The 20510-nt window shown below is 54.9% G+C and carries 16 protein-coding genes; 3 read left to right on the top strand and 13 right to left on the bottom strand.

Going from position 1 to position 20510, the window contains the following annotated elements; translation table 11 throughout:
- Positions 1–12: 12 nt before the first annotated feature.
- From kefC to dapB, 5 genes are all read right to left on the bottom strand, one after another.
- Positions 13–1866 carry a glutathione-regulated potassium-efflux system protein KefC gene (gene kefC / locus ACUTQ5_RS11445; protein ID WP_445651344.1) on the bottom strand — a complete coding sequence of 618 codons (1854 nt, stop codon included), beginning with the start codon at positions 1864–1866 and terminating at the stop codon, positions 13–15.
- The gene (gene kefF / locus ACUTQ5_RS11440) at positions 1859–2416 is read right to left on the bottom strand and encodes a glutathione-regulated potassium-efflux system oxidoreductase KefF (protein WP_445651343.1); all 558 of its coding nucleotides are present in this window, start codon (positions 2414–2416) and stop codon (positions 1859–1861) included. The genes kefC and kefF overlap by 8 nt, the downstream gene beginning before the upstream one ends.
- 186 nt (positions 2417–2602) lie before the next feature.
- Entirely contained in the window at positions 2603–5827 is a 3225-nt protein-coding gene (gene carB, locus ACUTQ5_RS11435; protein ID WP_445651342.1) for a carbamoyl-phosphate synthase large subunit, read from the bottom strand.
- A gap of 15 nt (positions 5828–5842) precedes the next feature.
- Positions 5843–6991 carry a glutamine-hydrolyzing carbamoyl-phosphate synthase small subunit gene (gene carA / locus ACUTQ5_RS11430; RefSeq protein WP_445651341.1) on the bottom strand — a complete coding sequence of 383 codons (1149 nt, stop codon included), beginning with the start codon at positions 6989–6991 and terminating at the stop codon, positions 5843–5845.
- Between the two features lie 469 nt (positions 6992–7460).
- On the bottom strand, positions 7461–8282 hold the full coding sequence (gene dapB / locus ACUTQ5_RS11425; RefSeq protein ID WP_445651340.1) for a 4-hydroxy-tetrahydrodipicolinate reductase: 822 nt from the start codon (positions 8280–8282) through the stop codon (positions 7461–7463).
- A 320-nt stretch (positions 8283–8602) separates the two neighbouring features.
- Here dapB and ACUTQ5_RS11420 point away from each other — a divergent pair, with 320 nt between their 5' ends.
- On the top strand, positions 8603–9334 hold the full coding sequence (locus tag ACUTQ5_RS11420; RefSeq protein WP_445651339.1) for a FadR/GntR family transcriptional regulator: 732 nt from the start codon (positions 8603–8605) through the stop codon (positions 9332–9334).
- Positions 9335–9502: 168 nt separating this feature from the next.
- Positions 9503–9640 carry a hypothetical protein gene (locus tag ACUTQ5_RS11415; protein WP_445651338.1) on the top strand — a complete coding sequence of 46 codons (138 nt, stop codon included), beginning with the start codon at positions 9503–9505 and terminating at the stop codon, positions 9638–9640.
- Positions 9641–9724: 84 nt separating this feature from the next.
- Here ACUTQ5_RS11415 and ACUTQ5_RS11410 read toward each other — a convergent pair whose 3' ends face one another.
- The 3 genes from ACUTQ5_RS11410 to pvcA form a co-directional block, all read right to left on the bottom strand.
- Positions 9725–10984, bottom strand: coding sequence for a glycosyltransferase (locus tag ACUTQ5_RS11410; protein WP_445651470.1), 1260 nt, complete (start codon positions 10982–10984; stop codon positions 9725–9727).
- Between the two features lie 20 nt (positions 10985–11004).
- The gene (locus ACUTQ5_RS11405; protein ID WP_445651337.1) at positions 11005–11868 is read right to left on the bottom strand and encodes a TauD/TfdA dioxygenase family protein; all 864 of its coding nucleotides are present in this window, start codon (positions 11866–11868) and stop codon (positions 11005–11007) included.
- A gap of 90 nt (positions 11869–11958) precedes the next feature.
- A complete protein-coding gene (gene pvcA / locus ACUTQ5_RS11400) occupies positions 11959–12924 on the bottom strand; it encodes an L-tyrosine isonitrile synthase (protein WP_445651336.1) in 966 nt (321 codons plus the stop codon).
- A gap of 190 nt (positions 12925–13114) precedes the next feature.
- Here pvcA and ACUTQ5_RS11395 point away from each other — a divergent pair, with 190 nt between their 5' ends.
- Positions 13115–14038: a LysR family transcriptional regulator gene (locus ACUTQ5_RS11395; protein ID WP_445651335.1), complete on the top strand. Its 924-nt coding sequence runs from the start codon at positions 13115–13117 to the stop codon at positions 14036–14038.
- A 308-nt stretch (positions 14039–14346) separates the two neighbouring features.
- On the opposite strand, the gene ispH is transcribed toward ACUTQ5_RS11395, so the two are convergent.
- The 5 genes from ispH to ribF all read right to left on the bottom strand — a co-directional run bounded on the left by ispH (position 14347) and on the right by ribF (position 20173).
- The gene (gene ispH / locus ACUTQ5_RS11390) at positions 14347–15300 is read right to left on the bottom strand and encodes a 4-hydroxy-3-methylbut-2-enyl diphosphate reductase (RefSeq protein WP_445651334.1); all 954 of its coding nucleotides are present in this window, start codon (positions 15298–15300) and stop codon (positions 14347–14349) included.
- Positions 15281–15751, bottom strand: coding sequence for an FKBP-type peptidyl-prolyl cis-trans isomerase (gene fkpB, locus ACUTQ5_RS11385; RefSeq protein WP_445651333.1), 471 nt, complete (start codon positions 15749–15751; stop codon positions 15281–15283). Before fkpB ends, ispH begins: the two co-directional genes overlap by 20 nt.
- Before the next feature lies 1 nt (position 15752).
- Entirely contained in the window at positions 15753–16262 is a 510-nt protein-coding gene (lspA, locus tag ACUTQ5_RS11380; RefSeq protein ID WP_445651332.1) for a signal peptidase II, read from the bottom strand.
- Entirely contained in the window at positions 16262–19078 is a 2817-nt protein-coding gene (gene ileS, locus ACUTQ5_RS11375) for an isoleucine--tRNA ligase (protein ID WP_445651331.1), read from the bottom strand. Before ileS ends, lspA begins: the two co-directional genes overlap by 1 nt.
- 156 nt (positions 19079–19234) lie before the next feature.
- Positions 19235–20173, bottom strand: a complete 939-nt coding sequence (gene ribF / locus ACUTQ5_RS11370) for a bifunctional riboflavin kinase/FAD synthetase (protein WP_445651330.1) — start codon at positions 20171–20173, stop codon at positions 19235–19237.
- Positions 20174–20510 lie beyond the last annotated feature (337 nt).

The raw sequence follows: 20510 nt of genomic DNA, 5'->3' as shown, positions 1-20510 counted from the left end.
GCGCCCCTGGGTTTATCCCTTGGCTTCTACCACTTCATCCTCTGGAGCCTTGCCGTCAATACTGCCACGCCAACCGCTCTGCTGAACCCGGGCCAACCGATTCTGATCCTGCTCTATAGCCGTACTGAGCATCTCTTTGGTGCGCTGCAAACTGGCAATACGGAATTCGGTATCCTGGTAATTATCCACCGTCTCCTCGAGCATTTTCAGGTTGTAGCGCCGGAAGGTATCGGCTTTCTCACGCGCCTCATAGGCATCCAGCCCCAGCAATTCCAGCGTTTCACGGCCAACCCGTAACGAACTTTCAAAGGTTTCACGCTCCGGTTTTTCCACCCCTAATTGACGCAACTGATACCAGTGATCGACATCACGAGCTCGCGCCACCACCTTCAGGTGCGGGAATTGCCGCTTGGCCATTTCAGTCAATTGCAGACTGGCCTCGACATCGTCGATGGCGTTGATCAGTACCTTGGCATGCTGGGCGCCTGCGGCCTCAAGCAGATCGGCGCGGGTGGCATCACCATAAAACACCTTGGCATCGAATTTGCGCAGCGTTTCAATATGATCCGGGTCGTGATCCAACACCACGGTATGGACACCGTTAGCCAACAGCAAGCGACCGGCAATTTGACCAAAGCGACCAAAGCCGGCAATGATGACGCTGGCATTCTCATCATCAATTTCATCCGCAGGTCGTTCATCTTTCGGCGCGTTTTTCTCAATTCTGGCAGCCACCACCAGCAACAACGGCGTCACAGCCATCGACAAGGCTACCGCCAGCGTCAAGGATTTTGCCCACTCCGGCGGCAATACCCCGGCCAGCTGCGCGGCCCCGAAGATCACAAAGGCAAACTCACTGCCCTGGCCTAACAAAATGGCAAACATGCCGCGCTGACGCTTTGGTACGCCGAGCCGGGGAGCAATCAACCACAACAGCGCCGCCTTGATCAGCATAAAGCCCAACAGCAGCGAGGCAATCAACAACGGATGGTGGAACAAGGTACCGAAGTCGATCGACATGCCAACACCGATAAAAAACAGCCCAAGCAGCAGTCCCTTGAACGGCTGAATATCACTTTCCAACGCATGCCGGTATTCGGAACTCGCCAACATTACCCCGGCAAGAAAAGCGCCCATCGCCATCGACAGCCCGGCCATTTCCAGCAGGATGCCAAAACCGAACACCAGGAACAGCGCCACGGCACTAAAAACTTCACGCATGCCGGAGCGAGCGACAAAGTGCAGCAGCGGCCGGGTCACATAGCGGCCGAGCAACACCACCGTGACCAATGCACCCACCACCTTTGCCGCCGACAAGGTGAAGGTCGCCAAGGTGGTGACGGCACCGCTGCTGGCCATCAATGGGATCATCGCTACCAGCGGGATCGCCGCAATATCCTGGAATAACAGGACGGCAAATGTGCTGCGACCGATCGGTGACGGCGTAAGGTTACGTTCACCCATCGCCTGCATGGCAATTGCAGTGGAGGACAGCGCCAGCGTCAGGCCAATCAGCAGCGCCACCTTCCAGTTCAATCCGAGGAAATAGCAAAAGGCGCTCAGGGCCAATCCGCATGCCGCCATCTGAATAATGCCGCCGCCAAACACCGAGGCGCGCAGCGTCCACAGCCGTTTCGGATCCAGTTCCAGTCCGATGATAAACAGCATCAGCACCACGCCAATCTCGGCAAAGGTGAGGATCGACTCAGCATCGGAGACCAGTTTCAACCCCCAGGGGCCGATAATACAGCCGGCGATCAGGTAACCCAGTACTGACCCTAACCCAAGCCGTACCGCTATCGGCACGAACAGCGCGGCCGATCCCAGATAGATCAGCCCCTCAATCATCATATGGTGATTATCCATGCTCGACTCCCTGCTCCGCCGGGTCACTGTGTTCCATCAGGTAGTCTACCAGTCGCCGCCGGTAGGCCTCGCCGGCGGCAATCAGCGCCGGTTCATTGTAGGTAAAGGTGTTATGCACGGCAAAATAGGGCTGCCAGTTCATTCCGCAATACAGCGCCGTGGCCTGCAGCGGTTGCCCCAGAGCGGCAAAGTTGGGGTAATCCCCCAGTTCGAAATGGTGCTCGTCACCCCCGCTGGTCACCGCCCACAAGACATCTTTGCCCACCAGCGCTTCACCTTCATGGCCGTAAGCCCAGCCGTGCTCCAGCACCTTGTCGATCCACAATTTCAGCAACGGTGGCTGGCCGTACCACTGCATCGGATGCTGCAGCACCACCAGGTCGGCACGCTCCAGCGCACGCTGTTCGGCGTTGATATCGATATTGAAATCGGGATAAAGCTCATACAGCGAACGGACTTCCACCTCGGGAAGATCCTTGACCGCCTGTAACAGACGGTGGTTGGCATGAGAATGCCGGGGATAAGGATGGGCATAAATTATCAGGATCATGGTTGTCGTCGTTCCTTCGTTCCTTCGTTCTTTGCCAATATATCAAGCCTATACTAATCACACAGAGTGACAGTTTGCTGAATGATTGATAGCAGAAATTTTTAACGCGAGACAACAAATTGGCTGAAGGAGATAAAAAAGGGCGCTGCATTCAATGTAGCGCCCTGATATTACGACACAGAGAGATTACTTAACGATGCGTGCGTGCATCTCCTGCACCGAAGTGACCTGTTCGGTCGGGTCGGCCTTCAGCGCCATCGCTGTGGCGAAGCCGCCGTTCAGGGTAGTGTCGTAGTGCACCTTGTACTGCAGCGCACTGCGGCGAATCAGCTTGGAGTCCTCAATCGCCTGACGACCTGCCGTGGTGTTAACGATGTAGGTGTACTCGCCATTCTTGATACGGTCCTGAATGTGCGGACGACCTTCATGCACCTTGTTGACCAGGCGCGGGTTAATCCCCGCTTCGCCCAGTACCACGGCGGTACCGTGGGTGGCATCCAGTTCAAAGCCCTGCTTCAGCAGGCTTGCTGCCAGATCCACCACCCTGGCTTTATCGCCTTCGCGTACCGACAGCAGTGCACGGCCCTGTTTCTTCATGCCTGACTGGCTGCCGAGCATCGCCTTGGAGAAGGCTTCCGCGAAGGTGCGGCCAACGCCCATCACTTCCCCGGTAGAGCGCATTTCCGGCCCTAAAATCGGGTCGACGCCCGGGAACTTGTTGAACGGCAACACCACTTCTTTTACCGAGTAGTAAGGCGGGATAACTTCTTCCGTTACACCCTGCTCGGCCAGCGTTTTGCCTGCCATCACGCGTGCCGCCACCTTGGCCAGCGGCACGCCGGTCGCCTTGGAGACGAATGGCACAGTACGCGCGGCACGTGGGTTGACTTCAATCAGGTAGACTTCGTTGTTCTTCACCGCAAACTGCACGTTCATCAGACCACGAACCTGCAGCTCGAACGCCAGTTTCTCAACCTGCTGACGCATCACGTCCTGAATCTCTTTGCTCAGGGTGTAGGCCGGCAGTGAGCAAGCTGAGTCACCGGAGTGCACGCCCGCCTGTTCGATGTGTTCCATGATGCCGCCAATCAGCACCCGTTCGCCGTCGCAAATCGCGTCGACGTCGACTTCTACCGCGTCATCCAGGAAGCGGTCCAGCAGCACTGGCGCATCGTTAGAAACGCTAACCGCGTTCTGGAAGTAACGGCGCAGGTCGATATCGTCATAGACGATTTCCATCGCGCGGCCCCCCAGTACGTAGGAAGGACGAACTACCAGCGGGTAACCGATACCGGCTGCCTTTTCTACCGCCTGCTCGATGGTGGCGACGGTGGCGTTCGCCGGCTGTTTCAGCCCAAGACGCTGTACTGCCTGTTGGAAACGTTCACGGTCTTCGGCGCGGTCAATCGCGTCCGGGCTGGTGCCGATAATCGGCACCCCTGCGGCTTCCAGCTCGCGCGCCAGCTTCAGCGGAGTCTGACCGCCGTACTGTACGATCACGCCTTTCGGCTTCTCGATACGCACGATTTCCAACACGTCTTCCAACGTGACCGGCTCGAAGTACAAACGGTCGGAAGTGTCGTAGTCGGTGGAGACGGTTTCCGGGTTGCAGTTGACCATAATGGTCTCGTAACCGTCTTCACGCAGCGCCAGCGAGGCGTGCACGCAGCAGTAGTCGAATTCGATGCCCTGGCCGATGCGGTTCGGACCGCCGCCCAGTACCATGATTTTCGGACGGTCGTTGGTCGGATTGGACTCGCACTCTTCTTCATAGGTGGAGTACATGTAAGCGGTGTCGGTGGCGAATTCCGCCGCACAGGTATCCACACGCTTGTAAACCGGATGTAGTCCATAACCGTGGCGCAGTTTGCGGATTTCGCTCTCGGCAACGCCGGCCAACGTGGCCAGACGCGCATCGGCGAAGCCTTTACGCTTCAGGGTACGCAGGAATTCCTGGGTCAAGCCGTTGATGCCGGATTCGGCCACCTGCTCTTCCAGGCGCACCAGCTCTTCAATCTGCACCAGGAACCAGCGATCGACGTTGGTCAGGTTGAAGATGCCGTCCACCGACAGGCCGGCGCGGAACGCGTCCGCGATGTACCAGATGCGGTCAGAGCCGGCATCTTTCAGTTCACGGCGTATTTTGGTCAGCGCTTCCGGGTCGTCCAGATTCACTTTAGGGTCAAAACCGGTGGCACCCACTTCCAGACCGCGCAGCGCTTTTTGCAGCGACTCTTGCTGGGTGCGACCAATCGCCATCACTTCGCCGACGGATTTCATTTGAGTCGTCAGACGGTCGTTGGCACCGGCAAATTTCTCGAAGTTGAAACGAGGGATCTTGGTCACGACGTAGTCGATGGACGGTTCAAACGACGCCGGCGTGCGGCCACCGGTGATGTCGTTCATCAGTTCGTCGAGGGTATAACCCACCGCCAGTTTGGCGGCGATTTTGGCTATCGGGAAACCGGTAGCTTTCGATGCCAATGCAGACGAACGGGACACGCGTGGGTTCATTTCGATAACGATCAGGCGGCCGGTTTTCGGGTTAACCGAGAACTGCACGTTGGAGCCGCCGGTTTCCACACCGATTTCACGCAGTACCGCCATCGAGGCGTTACGCATGATTTGATATTCTTTGTCGGTCAGGGTTTGCGCCGGGGCTACGGTGATGGAATCACCGGTATGGATGCCCATGGCGTCGAAATTTTCGATAGAGCAGACGATGATGCAGTTATCGTTCTTATCGCGCACCACCTCCATCTCGTACTCTTTCCAGCCGATCAGCGACTCGTCGATCAGCAGCTCTTTGGTTGGCGACAGATCTAGGCCGCGCTCGCAGATCTCTTCGAACTCTTCGCGGTTGTAAGCAATGCCGCCACCGGTGCCGCCCATGGTAAAGGAAGGGCGGATGATGCACGGGAAGCCAACGTCAGCGGCAACCGCCAGCGCTTCTTCCATATTATGTGCGATGCCGGAACGCGCAGTATCCAGGCCGATTTTCTTCATCGCCACGTCGAAACGGCGGCGGTCTTCGGCTTTATCGATAGCATCGGCCGTGGCGCCAATCATGGTCACGCCGAACTCGGCCAGCACGCCCTGACGTTCCAACTCCAGCGCACAGTTCAGCGCGGTCTGGCCCCCCATAGTCGGCAATACCGCATCCGGGCGCTCTTTTTCGATGATTTTACGCACCACTTCCCAGTGAATCGGCTCGATGTAGGTCGCATCAGCCATTTCCGGGTCGGTCATGATGGTGGCCGGGTTGGAGTTCACCAGAATGACCCGGTACCCCTCTTCGCGCAGCGCTTTACACGCCTGGGCACCCGAGTAGTCGAACTCACACGCCTGGCCGATAACAATCGGGCCAGCGCCGAGGATCAGGATGCTTTTTATGTCTGTACGTTTTGGCATTTTTACTGCTCCTGATTATTTGGCGTTAGAACGGTAAGTCTCGATCAGTTCGATAAAGTGATCGAACAGCGGCGCGGCATCGTGCGGGCCCGGGCTGGCTTCAGGGTGGCCCTGGAAGCTGAACGCCGCTTTGTCGGTGCGGTGAATGCCCTGCACCGTGTGGTCAAACAAGGATTTGTGCGTTATGCGCAGCTCCGCCGGCAGGTTATTTTCGTCCACGGCAAAACCATGGTTCTGCGCGGTGATCATGACGCAGTCTTTATCCAGATCTTTCACAGGGTGGTTGCCGCCGTGGTGGCCAAGCTTCATCTTCACGGTTTTCGCGCCACTGGCCAGTGCCAGCAACTGGTGCCCGAGGCAAATGCCAAACACCGGAATGTCGGTTTCCAGGAACTGTTTGATGGCGGTGATGGCGTAATCACAGGGCTCCGGGTCACCCGGGCCGTTGGACAGGAAAATACCGTCCGGATTCATTTTCAACACTTCATCTGCCGGAGTCTGCGCCGGCACTACCGTCAGACGGCAGCCGCGATCCACCAGCATGCGCAGGATGTTGCGCTTGGCACCGAAGTCGTAAGCTACCACGTGGAACGGCAGCTCAGAGGCCGCTTTGGCTTCCGGCAATTCGCCTTCCAGCGTCCAACTGCCTTGCTGCCAGCTGTAAGCTTCCTGGGTGGTCACTTCTTTCGCCAGATCCATGCCTTTCAGGCCCGGGAAACCTTTGGCCTTAGCCAAGGCCAGGGCAGCATCCGGGGTATCGGCAGCAATGATGCAGCCGTTCTGTGCACCCTTCTCACGCAGCAGACGGGTCAGCTTGCGGGTATCAATATCGGCGATCGCCACAATGTTATGGCGCTTCAGGTAGTCAGACAGGCCTTCTTCGTTGCGGTAATTGCTGGCTATCAGTGGGAGGTCGCGAATGACGAGGCCTTGGGCGTGTACTGCGGAGGATTCTTCGTCAGCAACATTGGTGCCGACATTGCCGATATGAGGATAAGTAAGAGTAACAATCTGGCGGGAGTAGGAAGGATCAGTGAGGATTTCTTGATAACCGGTCATCGACGTATTGAAGACCACTTCTCCTACTGCCGTACCCTCTGCCCCGATGGCCCGACCGTGGAATTGGGTTCCGTCTTCGAGAACCAATAGCGCTGACTTAATCAAAACACCCTCCAAGGAATAATCAATCACAATATTTGCATATTAATTCAGATATCGCGATCTAAATCAATGCAAAAACCGCCTTCAAGGTCAATTTTTGGCAAATTGGGCGCATTCTAATGATGAGAGCTCCGCTTGTCTACCCAAAGCGCCATTTTTTCTCTTATTTTTGCACTTCTCGAGGTTTAATAGGGTTGGCAGCCATAAAAACATCGATAAACTCTGGCTGGTAAACGGTTGCGGGGATGAATGACCAAAAAGTCCAATAACAAAGACCAAATCCATGAAAAAAAACATCACCACCGGGTGATTCCGGTTAAAAAACACAGTAAAACATACAAAAACAGAAATCATAAAGAAAAATAAACACATAAATCATATTTTATATGTTAAAAAAAAGGACAATAAAATTATTGTCCATTAATCATAGCATTATGATAAAAAAACCACATCACGATGGTGTAAAAATCAATTATAGCTGGTCAAGATTGAGCACATCTCGCATATCAAACAGCCCTTTATCACGATTATGCAACCATGATGCCGCTCGCACCGCCCCACTGGCAAAAGTCATCCGGCTGGAGGCTTTATGGGTGATCTCAACCCGCTCGCCAATATCGGCAAACATGGCGGTATGCTCACCCACGATATCGCCGGCACGAACAGTGGCAAAGCCAATGCTCTTCGGATCGCGTTCGCCGGTATAGCCTTCACGCGCATACACCGCACATTCTTTAAGATCGCGCCCCAGTGCGCCGGCAATCGCCTCGCCCATGGCCAACGCCGTGCCCGAAGGGGCATCCACCTTATGGCGGTGATGTGCTTCAATGATCTCGATATCGGTGTAGTCGCCCATCACCTGAGCGGCTTTTTCCAACAGCTTCAGCACCAGATTGACACCGACGCTGAAGTTGGCGGCAAAGACGATACCTATCTGCTGCCCGGCGGCTTTAATGGCGTCTTTACCGGCGTCATCAAAGCCGGTAGTGCCAATCACCATGGCTTTTTTATGCTCGACGCAAAAAGCCAGATACGCCTGAGTGCTTTCCGGGCGGGTGAAATCGATCAGAATATCGAAATCGTCGACCACCTTTTCCAGACTGTCGCTAACGGCAACGCCCAGTGCGCCAACACCCGCCAGTTCACCGGCGTCTGTACCGATCAGGCTTGAACCCGGTCGCGAAATCGCCGCCCCCAGCGCCACACCCGGTGCCTGCTGTACCGCCTGGATCAATTGACGGCCCATACGGCCACCGGAACCCGCAACCGCTATGCGGATTAATGAATCAGTCATACTTGCTCTCTTGTTGATTTGACGCCTATCCCATTAGGCTATCGGTTCAGGGTAACTGCCCCACCTTATCACCGCCAGAGGATTCATTTCATAATTAGAAAATTATGATATCTCCCGCATTTCATCAGCAATGCTGTCAATGGGTTAACAATTGATCTAAAAAATATCTGTTGCCGATTGTACATAATCATGCAATTTCAATGGCTAAAAACCGCAGGAAAAACCCTCATTTCATTCACTAAAACCGACATGGGTCCCGCCAATCAGCCGCTTAGCTTAATATATGCTGTAACTGCCGCTTTATTGCCTGAGAGCCACGGATGAAAATCGCACCCACGACTCTATCGGAAACCCTGACGCAAGATTTGGCACGCCGCATCATCAGGGGGGATTTGCCGCCCGGGCTGTCGTTGCCGGGGGAAAATGAGCTGGCACAGCAGTACGAAGTTTCACGCACCTCGGTACGCAATGCCTTGCAGGTGCTGGCCGCAAAAGGGCTGATTTCCATCCATGCCAAGAAGCGCAGTACGGTCAACTCACGCCAGCTGTGGAGCTTTTTGGATACCGATGTTCTGGCCTGGCTGGCAGAAGACAGCCTCGATCCGTTGTTGACTGAACAGCTAATGGTCACTCGTTTGATCTTTGAACCCAATATCGCCGCGCTGGCGGCGGTTAATGCCACCGGTCATGATTTAGCCGCGCTCGAAGATGCCTGCAAGCTGATGGCACAAGGGCAGCAACAAGCCAGCCGTGAGCTGTTCGAACAGGGCGATATGGCGTTTCATCTCGCTTTACTGGGCGCCAGCCATAACCCCTTTTTACATTCATTAGGCAGTGCGCTGTCCGCCGCAATGGCCCTCTCTTTTCAGGAAACGCAGGAAGAAGACGTACACCTGGCCCAAAAGGCCGTTGAAGAACACCAACAGCTGCTGGAGGCTATTCGTTTCAGGCAGGTGGAAAATGCGCGCCAATGCATGCGTGTCATTTTGCTCAACGCGGCCAAAAAGAATCATTGGCATAAACAGCCGGAAATGTTCGCTCATATTATTTAAAAATCTCGCCTTGTCGTAACTCCAATCGTCCTCACAGATCTTGGGTTCTTTTGCCCTCATCAACCTTGCATACAAGATCTTTAAATTTGTATTACCTGAATGAATGACAACTGGATTGCTATCGGCTGGGGGACCTAACACCCGGTCAATCAGTCTGAGGAATCGATCATGAAGTTGACTACGGAAACCCCGTCGGCGGAGCAAGCCACTGCGAATACATTATTCAGGTTGAGAAGACGATTCTGCAACGGCGTAATATCATTGCCACCGACTATTGCCGTCACCCCGGCTGCCGCTGACCGCTGACGATCGTGCCATGATTGACCGGTTTTTTATTCAATTCTCTTTATAGCGAAAGCGGCCGCCCCACGGCGGCCATTTCACATATCTTCAATGGGTTAATGCAGCGACCTCGTCGGCAATTGCCGTCAGTGCATCATAACGGGCGTAATCGGCCTGCACCACCGCAGCACGCTGCCGATAAGACGGCTGCGCCAGAATTTGCTGCACCGCCTGACGCAACTGCCCCTCATCCGGGGTACTGGTATGCAGGCTAATGCCGCAACCCGCTGCCACCACTCTTGCAGCAGCTTCGAGCTTATCCTCGCCGGTTCCAGCGACAATCAAGGGTACCCCCTGATCCAGGGCATAGTTGATTGAGCCATAGCCGCCATTGGTGATCAACAACGCCGCCTTCGGCAGCCAGTGTTCGAAAGAGATGGACTCCCGCACTTTGGCATTAGCGGGCAACAGCGCCAACAATCTGTCAATCGGGCGCCCCCCCGTGGTCGCTAAAACCCGAACCGGCAATTCAGCCAGTGCCTTCAGGGTCGGAACAATCAGCTGGTGCAGATCGACATTCGCCAGCGTCCCCTGCGAAACAACCACCAACGGCCGCCGGTCGGCCTCATCCCACTCATCGCTGGTTTCAACCGCCACCGCCGCGCTACACAGCGGCCCGATAAAGCGCACGCTGCCCGGCAGATCTTCGCGCTGATACTCCAGCGCCGGGGTGGCCAGTTGCAAAAAGCGATCGCAGCCGCCAATCAATGCATCGGTAAAAGGCTGCTGCAGCGGCTGGCCACCAGAGTGCGCCATGGCAATATCAAAGCTCTCTTGCACCTCATCAATTAATGCACGGGTGTCTTCGTCCACCAACTGTTCGCGCCGCAGCTCTCGTGGCAACAACGCCGGAGGGATACGCGGCCCATAGAAGATCGAATCCCTAGAGGAATACGACAATGGCGTCACCCCGATGCCGATCACCGGCGGACGCTCCGTCCTCTGCAACAACGGCAGCACCCCATAAAAGCAGTTTTCCACCATCAACAGGTCAGGGCGATCGTCAGCCATCATGCTTCGCAACTGCTGGTCTAACAACGGGATCGGGGCAGCAAAGAAGTCTTTCAGCGCCAGTGCCATCTGGGCATTGCCCGGCGGCAGTGCTGCCCGTTCGGGAAAGTGCTGCTCAAGATAGCGGTAGTCGAAATCTACTCGCTCATCAAAGGCGATAAACTGCGCGCCGACTGCCTCTGCGCGTTGACGAAACAGCGCACCGGTCATCACCCGTACCTGGTGCCCTTGTGCAATCAGGTGTCGGGCAATGCTCAGCATCGGATAAACGTGGCCGGGCGTGGCCACGGCGGTCATCAGAATACTTGCCATAGGGTTTAAACCTCTGCGTTAGCCGGCTTCAGCGCCTTATTGGCGCACTCCGGGTTGCTCTGAATATGCACCCGCTGTAAATGGCGAGCAGAACGTGCGGTAAAGCCTTCGCGCCCGTGCAACAACGAGAAGTTATCCGCTATCACCACGTCACCCTGCTGCCACTGATGGGCGTAATAATGACGAGGATCGTAGAGATGCTGTTGCAGGGTCTGATGGAATGCCTCTTGCTGCTCCTGTGGTACCCCGTGATATTCCAGCGCGTGCTGGTTAAGAAATTTTTTGCCTTCGGTCGGCGGCTCGTTGTAGCGCATGATCTGCCCGTTGCCGTTCGGATGATCCACTACCAGAGGCGAACAAACTTCACCACCGTAATGCACCACTTGCTTAATGCGATAAGAGATCGACACTTCCCGCCACTGCGCCAACAGCGGTTCACTGGCATTCGCCAGCAGGCGCGTGGTGTCGACAAAGGTGGTGCGGCCCCCCTCATCCTGTGACGGTGCTGCCACACAATGGAACAACTGGAATTCCGGGATGGTCGGCTTGTACATGCCGTCCCAGTGCAACGGCACATAGCTGCTGTCGAAAATATGATCTTTGGCATCCGGATGTTCTTTCACGTCCAGCACTGCGCCGAACGGCCACATCATGATCTCACCCCAGCCGTCGGCATAGCGGGTCAGCAGTTGCGGATCGGTAAAACCAGAGTTGAAGCCGCGCAGCACCAGCAGGTGATGCTGCTGGGCCAGTGAACGAAGCGCGGCCACCGGCAGTTCGCTGATAGATTGGCCAGGATACTGCGGGGTCAGCACTGCACCAAAAGGGGTATTGAGTTCAATGCGACAGTTCAGCGTTTGATTTTCCATAGGTCACTCTCCTTGAATCGAATTTGCTGCTCACACGGCTACCGCGCCGTTAAAAGACGCCCGTTAAAGTGCTGGGCGCAAGGTGATGCATTACGCCATCTGTGGCTGTTCGACCAGGTAATGGCTGGGTGTTCCGCGGATCGCCACCAGTTCGCCCGCCAGCTGCTGCGCGTCTTTGCGCTTCATCAGCACAAACTGTCCGTTTACATTGGCGGCCACGCCATGCCAGGGGGTCAGCCAGTCGTCTTTGGTCGGCATCATGTGAATCCCCATTTTCAGGCTGTCGGTGGGCTGCGGGTGAATCGACAAACGTATTGCCAACGGGAAATGCTGGGCCAGCAAATTGCCCCAGGCCCAGCTGCGCTGGATCACACCACAGGCGCGCTGTTTGGCGTCTTTTTGCAGCGCGGTATTAGAGCCGCTGTAGCCCGGCAGTTGGCTGTCTTCATACAGGAATCGGGTGATCGCGCGATACAGCTGCAACCCCTGCTCGTCCTGCATCAACCGGTGTTTGATCGTTTCCTCCGGCTCAGCATAGCCGTCAACCAGCAACTGGCGCAGCAGATCATAGTTGCTGGTATATCCGGCCAGCCCTTCCACGTCACCCAGATTGAAAACGCTCAGATGAGTCGCCCCCACTTCGTGCAGCAGGTTTTCAATTTCATGTTGATAACGGTTGATCGCATCGTCGCTGACACGGATCAAATCACCGAAAACGTGGCCATCGGAGCAGATGATGATATGAGCACCCGGCGGGTAATAAAGCTGAATACGCTGACAGAGAGAATTAAGAAATATCAATGACAGTCTTTCAGCCATATCGGGCAGTGAACCAATCACCTTATTAGTATTGGGTGATTTTGTCGGAAAAGCAGGCAGGACAAATTCAATACGCCGCTCATTTTCAATAAATGCCCGAATACGCGGTAATTGCACCAGAGAAACCTCCTGTTCCTCTTCTGCGTTTGAACTCTCCGCCCCCGGAAATCGACGCCGATATTGCAATAGTTCATGAAGGATTTTTAACGATATTTGTTCAATACGAGCACTATCCACAATTAACTCCTGTTCAGATGTGGCGCAAGCAACTTATTTGCAAACGCAATAAGACTTATCAAAAAAGAGAGGCCGAACGGGAAGTCGGACTTACCTTACGATTTATCTGCTTCAGGCAATATAGAAGAGATAATGCTATATTATTAGCCCTTATAATTAACAATCTTGGTTAAGTTGAACTTAACAAACTATGAGTAATATTCTAAAACGCATGGCTATTTTTTCTAAAGTTGTCGATTGCGGTGCATTCAGCACGGCAGCCAAAGAATTGGGCATTACGACCTCTGCCGTTAGCCAACATATCCGTCTGCTGGAAAACGAGTTGGGCATTCAATTACTTCTGCGTTCGACTCGTTCACTGAGCCTGACCGAGGCCGGGCTGTGTTTTTATGAGGATTGTGTGTTGATGATCCATGCGGCAGAACGCGGGCAACAACGTATTGCCGCGCTACGCGGTGAACTGGCCGGGGAACTGCGCGTCGCCACCTCTACGGAGTTTGCCACTCATTATCTGGTGCCGGCATTGCAAAGTTTCCTCGACGAGCACCCGCGCATCACGCTGAGGCTGGAAATTCATGATGAGAAGATCGACCTGATAAACCAGCGTATTGATCTGGCGATCCGCGGCGGCGTGATGGCTGACTCTAGCTATGTCTCTACTCGCCTGGCGCGCTTTCGCGAAGTACTATGCGCCTCGCCAGCCTATCTTGCCAACCACGGCGTGCCAGAAACTCCACAGGCGTTGACCCACCATCAATGGGTCACTTTTACCCCTTTGGGGAACCCACAATTTGTTCGTCTGCTCCACCCTGATGGCGACGAGCATCGGTTGCGTATGACCGGACGTTTATTTACCAATAACGGCATGGCGATGAAAGAATTGGCACTGGCAGGTAAAGGCATCATCCGTAATTTCTTCGTCAATGTTGAAAAGGAATTGAACCGAGGTGAGCTGATTGAGGTACTGCCAGAGTGGCGGCTACCGGATATTAGTTGCTATGCAATTATGCCGCGCAGGGACAGCCAACCATTAAAGGTTCGTCGTTTACTTGAACATATGAAAACCCATTTACAGAGAAAAGAGAAAAACGCCGAAGACCAATTAAGAACTTAATAAAATAAGAAATATCTGCAACACAAATTAATTTAGTTATTTAACCTTTCAGCCCGTTGCTGACCAGCACCAGAGTTTATTTAGATTGCAGCCTAATGATATTAACCTTAATAACTTTATCACTGCCCATATAATCATTCCCTCTACCATCAATTCAAATTATCAGAACAAATCTGGATTTAATAAACAGTAAATTTGAACCTGTCACGCATAAAACTCATTTTAATAATTTCATTGCCGGGAACCGTTACCTAAAAGCAAAACGGAGAGCCGAAGCTCCCCGTTATCTTATTTATGCCCGATGCTGATTAATCGACCTGTTTGATATCAACCCGCAGCTCTTTCGGCACTTCAAACACGATGTTCTCTTCACGACCACTGACCTCCTGCACGTTGCCCCCCCCCAGCGCTTTCAGGCGGTTGATCACATCCTGAACCAGAACATCAGGTGCCGAAGCCCCTGCGGTAACACCAATATTATGAGCGTCCTTCAGCCAGACTTCCTGAATGTCAGCGGCGGAATCGATCAGGTATGCCGGCTTGCCAACACGCTGCGCCAATTCTGCCAGACGGTTGGAGTTGGAGGAGTTTTTCGACCCCACCACCAGTACCACGTCCGCATCCCCGGCCAGGTTGCGTACCGCTTCCTGACGGTTGGTGGTGGCGTAGCAGATGTCGTCCTTGCGCGGCCCGATAATGCTGGGGAAACGCTGGCGCAGGGCATCAATCACATCAGAAGTGTCGTCCACCGACAGCGTGGTTTGCGTCATAAAGCACAGGTTGCTTTCATCCTTCACCTGCAGCTTCCACACGTCGTCCGGTGACTCCACCAGGTACATGCCGCCCTTCGGGTTGCTGTACTGGCCCATGGTACCTTCTACTTCCGGGTGACCGGCGTGACCGATCAGGATAGCCTCGGTGCCACGGCGGCTGGCTCGCGCCACTTCCATATGCACCTTGGTCACCAACGGGCAGGTGGCGTCAAACAGCATGGTTAAATCACGCGCCTTGGCCTCTGCCCTTACCGCCTGGGAAACCCCGTGCGCCGAGAAGATCAGAATCGACCCGTCCGGCACTTCAGTGATTTCTTCAATAAACACCGCCCCACGCTCACGCAGGCTGTCCACCACGTAGCGGTTATGCACCACTTCGTGACGCACATAGATAGGCGCACCGTAAATTTCCAACGCGCGTTCAACGATACTGATCGCACGATCAACCCCGGCGCAAAAGCCGCGTGGGTTAGCCAGCAATATTTGCATGCGTCTCCTCCTGCTGCGGGTCGATCTCCAGCACTTCAATATCGAAGGTGACCGGATGGCCCGCTAGCGGATGGTTGAAATCAACGGTAATCGAATCTTCCGCCACCTCACACACCACGCCCGGCATTTCGCTGCCGTCGACAGCGGTAAACAACATGATGGTGCCCGCATCCGGTACGCCGGTTTCCGTGAAATCACGGCGTGAGAAGAACTGGACCAGGTCCGGATTCTCTTCGCCGAACGCCGCTTCCGGTTGCAGGGTAAAGGCACACTTGTCGCCCGCCTTCAGACCGAGTAACTGCGCTTCCAGCGGCTCGGACAGGCTGCCGTCGCCCAGACGAAACAGCGCCGGTTTACCGTTGCCACGAGTGGATTCTGCCGTCGTTCCGTCTTCCAGTTTCAGCGTGAAGTGAACCAATACTTCGCTGTCGCCCTTAACCTGAGCCGTCATATTACTCACCTTTGCTCTTTGCACTTTTGTTCGCCGGCGACAAGAAGCCTTCCAGCACGATCATCGCCGCACCCACGCAGATAAAGCTATCCGCCAGGTTGAAGGTCGGGTAATGCCAGTCGCCCACATAGAAGTCGATAAAATCGACCACGAAGCCGTGCCACAAGCGGTCGAACAGATTGCCGAGCGCTCCACCGATGATAAATGCATAAGCAATATTGTTCAGCTTTTGCTGCGCCGAACTGCGGTACATCATCACCAGCAGCACCGCTACGATGGCGACGGCAATACCGGCGAAGAACCAGCGCTGCCAGCCGCCGTGATCGGCGAGGAAGCTGAACGCGGCGCCGTAGTTGCGCGCATAAAACAGATTGAACGACGGGATCAGCGGCTGGGACTGACCCAGCGCGAAGTTACCGAGGATCCACTGCTTGCTGGCAAAATCCAGCACCAGCACTACCACTACCAGCCACAGCCAGCGCAAGCCGGTCGAACAAATAGGTTTACTCATTAGGCAAACTTACGCTTTTCGCCGTCGCCGGCTACGTTGACAACACAGCGGCCGCAGAGATCTGCGTGTTCCGCCACCAGGCCGATATCGGTAGTGTAATGCCAGCAACGCGGGCACTTCTCACCTTCAGCAGTGCTGAAGGTAATTTTCAGGCCTTTCACCAGCTCTGCAGCTTGTGCATCTGCCGGCGCATCGGCCAGAGGCGCAACGCGCGCGCCGGAGGTCAGCAGCACAAAGCGCAGCTCATCCTGCAAGCTGTTGAGGCGTTCAGCCAGTTCGCTATCAGCATACAGCGTCACCGCGGCTTCCAGAGAACCGCCGAGGCGTTTGTCAGCACGAGCCTGTTCCAGCACTTTGTTCACTTCGCCGCGAACTTTAAGCAGCTCGGCCCAGAAGCTATCGTTCATGCCTTCGCCTTCGGCCAGACCGAACAGGCCGTCGTACCACTCTTCAGTGAATACGTACTGCGCGCGTTTGCCCGGCAGGAAGGCCCAGATTTCATCGGCAGTGAATGACATAATCGGTGCCATCCAGCGAACCAGCGCTTCTGCGATATGGAACAAGGCAGTTTGGCAGCTACGACGGGCAACGCTGTCGCTCTTCGCGGTGTACTGACGGTCTTTGATGATATCCAGATAGAAGGAGCCCATCTCCACCGAACAGAACTGCATCAGACGCTGTACCACTTCATGGAAATCGTAATTGGCGTAAGCCTGTTCGATATCCTGCTGCGCCGCCAGTGCACGACCCACTGCCCAGCGATCCAGGACGACCATCTCTTCCGGTGCCACGCAATCGGTGCTCGGCTCAAACCCGTTCAGGTTGGCCAGCAGGAAACGCGCGGTGTTACGGATGCGGCGATAAGAATCGGCAGAGCGTTTCAGGATCTCGTCCGACACAGCAATTTCACCGGTGTAGTCAGTAGAAGCGACCCACAGGCGCAGAATGTCGCCCCCCAGCTTGTTCATCACGTCTTGTGGACTGATGGTATTGCCGATCGACTTGGACATTTTGCGACCCTGACCGTCCACGGTGAAGCCGTGGGTCAGAACTTCTTTATACGGCGCTTTACCCTTCATCGCAGTGGAGATCATCAATGATGACATAAACCAGCCGCGGTGTTGGTCGGAGCCTTCCAGATACATATCGGCGCCGTGGCCATTGAACTCGGGACGAACATCGACCACGGAAGAGTGGGTCGAACCAGAGTCGAACCAGACGTCCAGCGTGTCTGGCACTTTAACGTAATCGGCAGCATCCGCACCGAGAATGTCGGCCGCGTCCAGATCCCACCAAGCCTGAATACCATCCTGCTCAACGCGCTTGGCCACTTCTTCCATCAGCTCAACACTGCGTGGGTGCAGTTGCTCGGTGTCCTTATGCACAAACAGTGACATCGGCACGCCCCAGGTACGCTGACGCGAAATACACCAGTCCGGGCGGTTGGCAACCATGGTTTCGATACGCGCCTGGCCCCATTCCGGGATCCATTGCACGCCTTTGATCTCTTCCAGCGACTGCTTGCGCAGGCCTTTCTGATCCATGCTGATGAACCATTGAGGGGTCGCACGGAAGATGATCGGCGTTTTGTGGCGCCAGCAGCACGGGTAACTGTGAACCAGTTTTTCCACATGCAGCAATGCGCCTTTCTCACGCAGCAGATCAACGATCAAATCGTTGGCCTTGAACACAAACTTGCCATCCAGCAGTGGATAGGTGCCGGTCAGATAGCAGCCGTTCGGCCCTACCGGATTGGCGATTTCCAGACCGTATTTCTGGCTGATGACAAAGTCATCCGGGCCATGGCCACCGGCGGTGTGTACCGCACCGGTACCGGCATCCAGCGTTACGTGTTCACCCATGATCGCTGGCACGTCAAAGCCCATGAACGGGTGTTCGAAACGCATCAGCTCCAGATCGACACCTTTGCAACTGCCCAGCACTTCCCAATGGGTAATACCGGCGCGTTTCATTACGCTTTCCACCAGTTCAGCCGCTAGGATCAGGCACTGGCCTTCTACCTGTACCAGCTGGTAGGCAAATTCCGGGTGCAGTGAGATGGCGCGGTTAGCCGGCAGCGTCCACGGAGTGGTAGTCCAGATAACCAGAGAAACCGGGCCGTCGAAGCTGTTGATATCAAACTTGGCCGCCACGGCAGCCGCGTCTACCGCGTGGAAAGCCACATCGATAGACGGCGAAGTTTTGTCGTAATACTCCACTTCCGCTTCCGCCAGGGAAGAACGGCAATCGGTACACCAATGCACCGGCTTGGCGCCTTTCAGCAGGTGGCCGTTGCTGATGATTTTGCCCAGCGCACGGATGATGTTGGCTTCGGTTTTGAAGTCCATGGTCAGGTACGGGCGATCCCAGTCACCCAGCACGCCCAGGCGGATGAAGTCTTTCTTTTGGCCTTCAACCTGCTCAGCGGCATACTCACGGCACTTGATACGGAATTCTGCCGCGGTGAGTTTTTCACCCGGCTTACCGTACAGTTGCTCAACCTTCAGTTCGATCGGCAGGCCGTGGCAGTCCCAACCCGGAATGTAAGGCGAGTCGAAACCGGACATCCCTTTCGACTTGATAATAATGTCTTTGAGAATCTTGTTAACCGAGTGACCAATGTGAATGCTGCCGTTCGCATACGGAGGGCCGTCATGCAGAATGAAGGATTTCTTGCCCTTTTTGGCAGTACGAATCATCCCGTACAGATCCTGTTCATACCAACGTTGCAGCATGCCAGGTTCACGCTTGGCCAGATCGCCGCGCATCGGGAACCCTGTTTCCGGCAAGTTCAGGGTATTCTTGTAGTCACTCATGAGATTCTCGTTTCCGTTTTCGGCTATTTACCCGTCACACTTCAAGCTGCATCTTCGTTGGCCGCCCTTTCTTACCCGAATCACTTGCCTATGCAAGCTCATCGGGGTTCGCGCGGTTGCCGCCGCGATACAACTCGAATTGTTTAGGGTAAACGATTAAACCAGTGTTTTTAACCCGAAGAATTTTCGGGCCGTCACCACATCATTGGCGATTTGCTGCTTCAGCGCATCGAGCGAAGCAAAACGCTGTTCATTGCGCAATTTCGCGCGGAGCACCACGTCTATATGGTGCCCGTAAAGATCCATTGTGACATCCAGTAGATGGACTTCCAGCTGCTGTCGCACGCCGGCAACGGTTGGGCGTGTACCAATATTGGCCACGCCGGGGAGCGGCTGGGCTCCCAGGCCATAAACTTCTACCGCATAGACTCCCTTCACCGGGGCAACCAGGCGTTTCAGCGGCAGGTTGGCGGTAGGGAAGCCAATGGTACGGCCCAGTTCATCGCCGTGTACCACCCGACCAGAAATACTGTACGGATGGCCCAGCAGCGTTTCAGCCAATGCCAGGTCGTCATCGCGCAGCGCATTGCGGATCGCCGTGCTGCTGATGCGTTGATCGCCCTCGCGGAAGGTCGGCGTGCTAATCACTTCAAAACCGTATTCTTTCCCGGCTTTTTGCAATAGCGGAAAATCGCCCTGGCGGGTCGCGCCAAAGCGAAAATCATCCCCGACCATCAGGAATTTCACACCCAGTTTCTCCACCAGCAGTTCGGCAACGAATGCCTGTGCCGTATTGGCAGCGAAACGCGGGTCGAACTTGACGCACAACAGGTAGTCAACGCCCGCCTGCGCCAAGTATTTGGCCTTGTCACGCAAACGCGTAAGACGGGCCGGTGCCTTGTCCGCTGCAAACATTTCCAGCGGTTGCGGCTCAAAGATCATGACCATCACTGGCAGCCCGAGGCGTTGCCCCTCTTGTTTCAGCTGCTCCAGCAACGCCTGGTGACCGCGGTGTACGCCGTCAAAGTTGCCGATGGTGAGCACGCAACCATGGTGACGTGCCCGGATATTGTGAATGCCGCGAATTAGCTCCATAGCTGGCTCAAAACAGTGGAAATCGCCGGATTATACCTTGTACAGCGGTTAAGGTTAACCCGCGATTGGTGCCTTTATGTAATAGACATACCATACCGGAGATAATATGCAGGTGAAACGCTCTGGCCGCAGTTTATCCGGCGACTCAAAGCTGATTATCGACCACGACCAATAGCTTGCGACCAATGCACCAACTCATTGCTGAATTTTCTCGCGAAACACTGTATTCCCATGACCGAAGCTGGTAAAATCCTGCCCCATCACAACGTAGCAAGTGCCGCCAGTACAAACGGCGCTTATTTGCACAAATCCGTTGACAAACGAAGTCTAAAAGGGG

The organism is Serratia sp. NA_112.1, assembly GCF_052691715.1.
Note: the sequence above shows the minus strand (reverse complement) of the source record. Positions and strands in the feature narration are given on the sequence as shown.

Excerpts from the sequence above, each read along its gene's own strand:
- kefC (WP_445651344.1), bottom strand. The coding sequence starts at position 1,866 with ATGGATAATCACCATATGATGATTGAGGGGCTGATCTATCTGGGATCG.
- kefF (WP_445651343.1), bottom strand. The coding sequence starts at position 2,416 with ATGATCCTGATAATTTATGCCCATCCTTATCCCCGGCATTCTCATGCC.
- carB (WP_445651342.1), bottom strand. The coding sequence starts at position 5,827 with ATGCCAAAACGTACAGACATAAAAAGCATCCTGATCCTCGGCGCTGGC.
- dapB (WP_445651340.1), bottom strand. The coding sequence starts at position 8,282 with ATGACTGATTCATTAATCCGCATAGCGGTTGCGGGTTCCGGTGGCCGT.
- ACUTQ5_RS11420 (WP_445651339.1), top strand. The coding sequence starts at position 8,603 with ATGAAAATCGCACCCACGACTCTATCGGAAACCCTGACGCAAGATTTG.
- ACUTQ5_RS11415 (WP_445651338.1), top strand. The coding sequence starts at position 9,503 with ATGAAGTTGACTACGGAAACCCCGTCGGCGGAGCAAGCCACTGCGAAT.
- ACUTQ5_RS11410 (WP_445651470.1), bottom strand. The coding sequence starts at position 10,984 with ATGACCGCCGTGGCCACGCCCGGCCACGTTTATCCGATGCTGAGCATT.
- ACUTQ5_RS11405 (WP_445651337.1), bottom strand. The coding sequence starts at position 11,868 with ATGGAAAATCAAACGCTGAACTGTCGCATTGAACTCAATACCCCTTTT.
- ACUTQ5_RS11395 (WP_445651335.1), top strand. The coding sequence starts at position 13,115 with ATGAGTAATATTCTAAAACGCATGGCTATTTTTTCTAAAGTTGTCGAT.
- ispH (WP_445651334.1), bottom strand. The coding sequence starts at position 15,300 with ATGCAAATATTGCTGGCTAACCCACGCGGCTTTTGCGCCGGGGTTGAT.
- fkpB (WP_445651333.1), bottom strand. The coding sequence starts at position 15,751 with ATGACGGCTCAGGTTAAGGGCGACAGCGAAGTATTGGTTCACTTCACG.
- lspA (WP_445651332.1), bottom strand. The coding sequence starts at position 16,262 with ATGAGTAAACCTATTTGTTCGACCGGCTTGCGCTGGCTGTGGCTGGTA.
- ileS (WP_445651331.1), bottom strand. The coding sequence starts at position 19,078 with ATGAGTGACTACAAGAATACCCTGAACTTGCCGGAAACAGGGTTCCCG.
- ribF (WP_445651330.1), bottom strand. The coding sequence starts at position 20,173 with ATGGAGCTAATTCGCGGCATTCACAATATCCGGGCACGTCACCATGGT.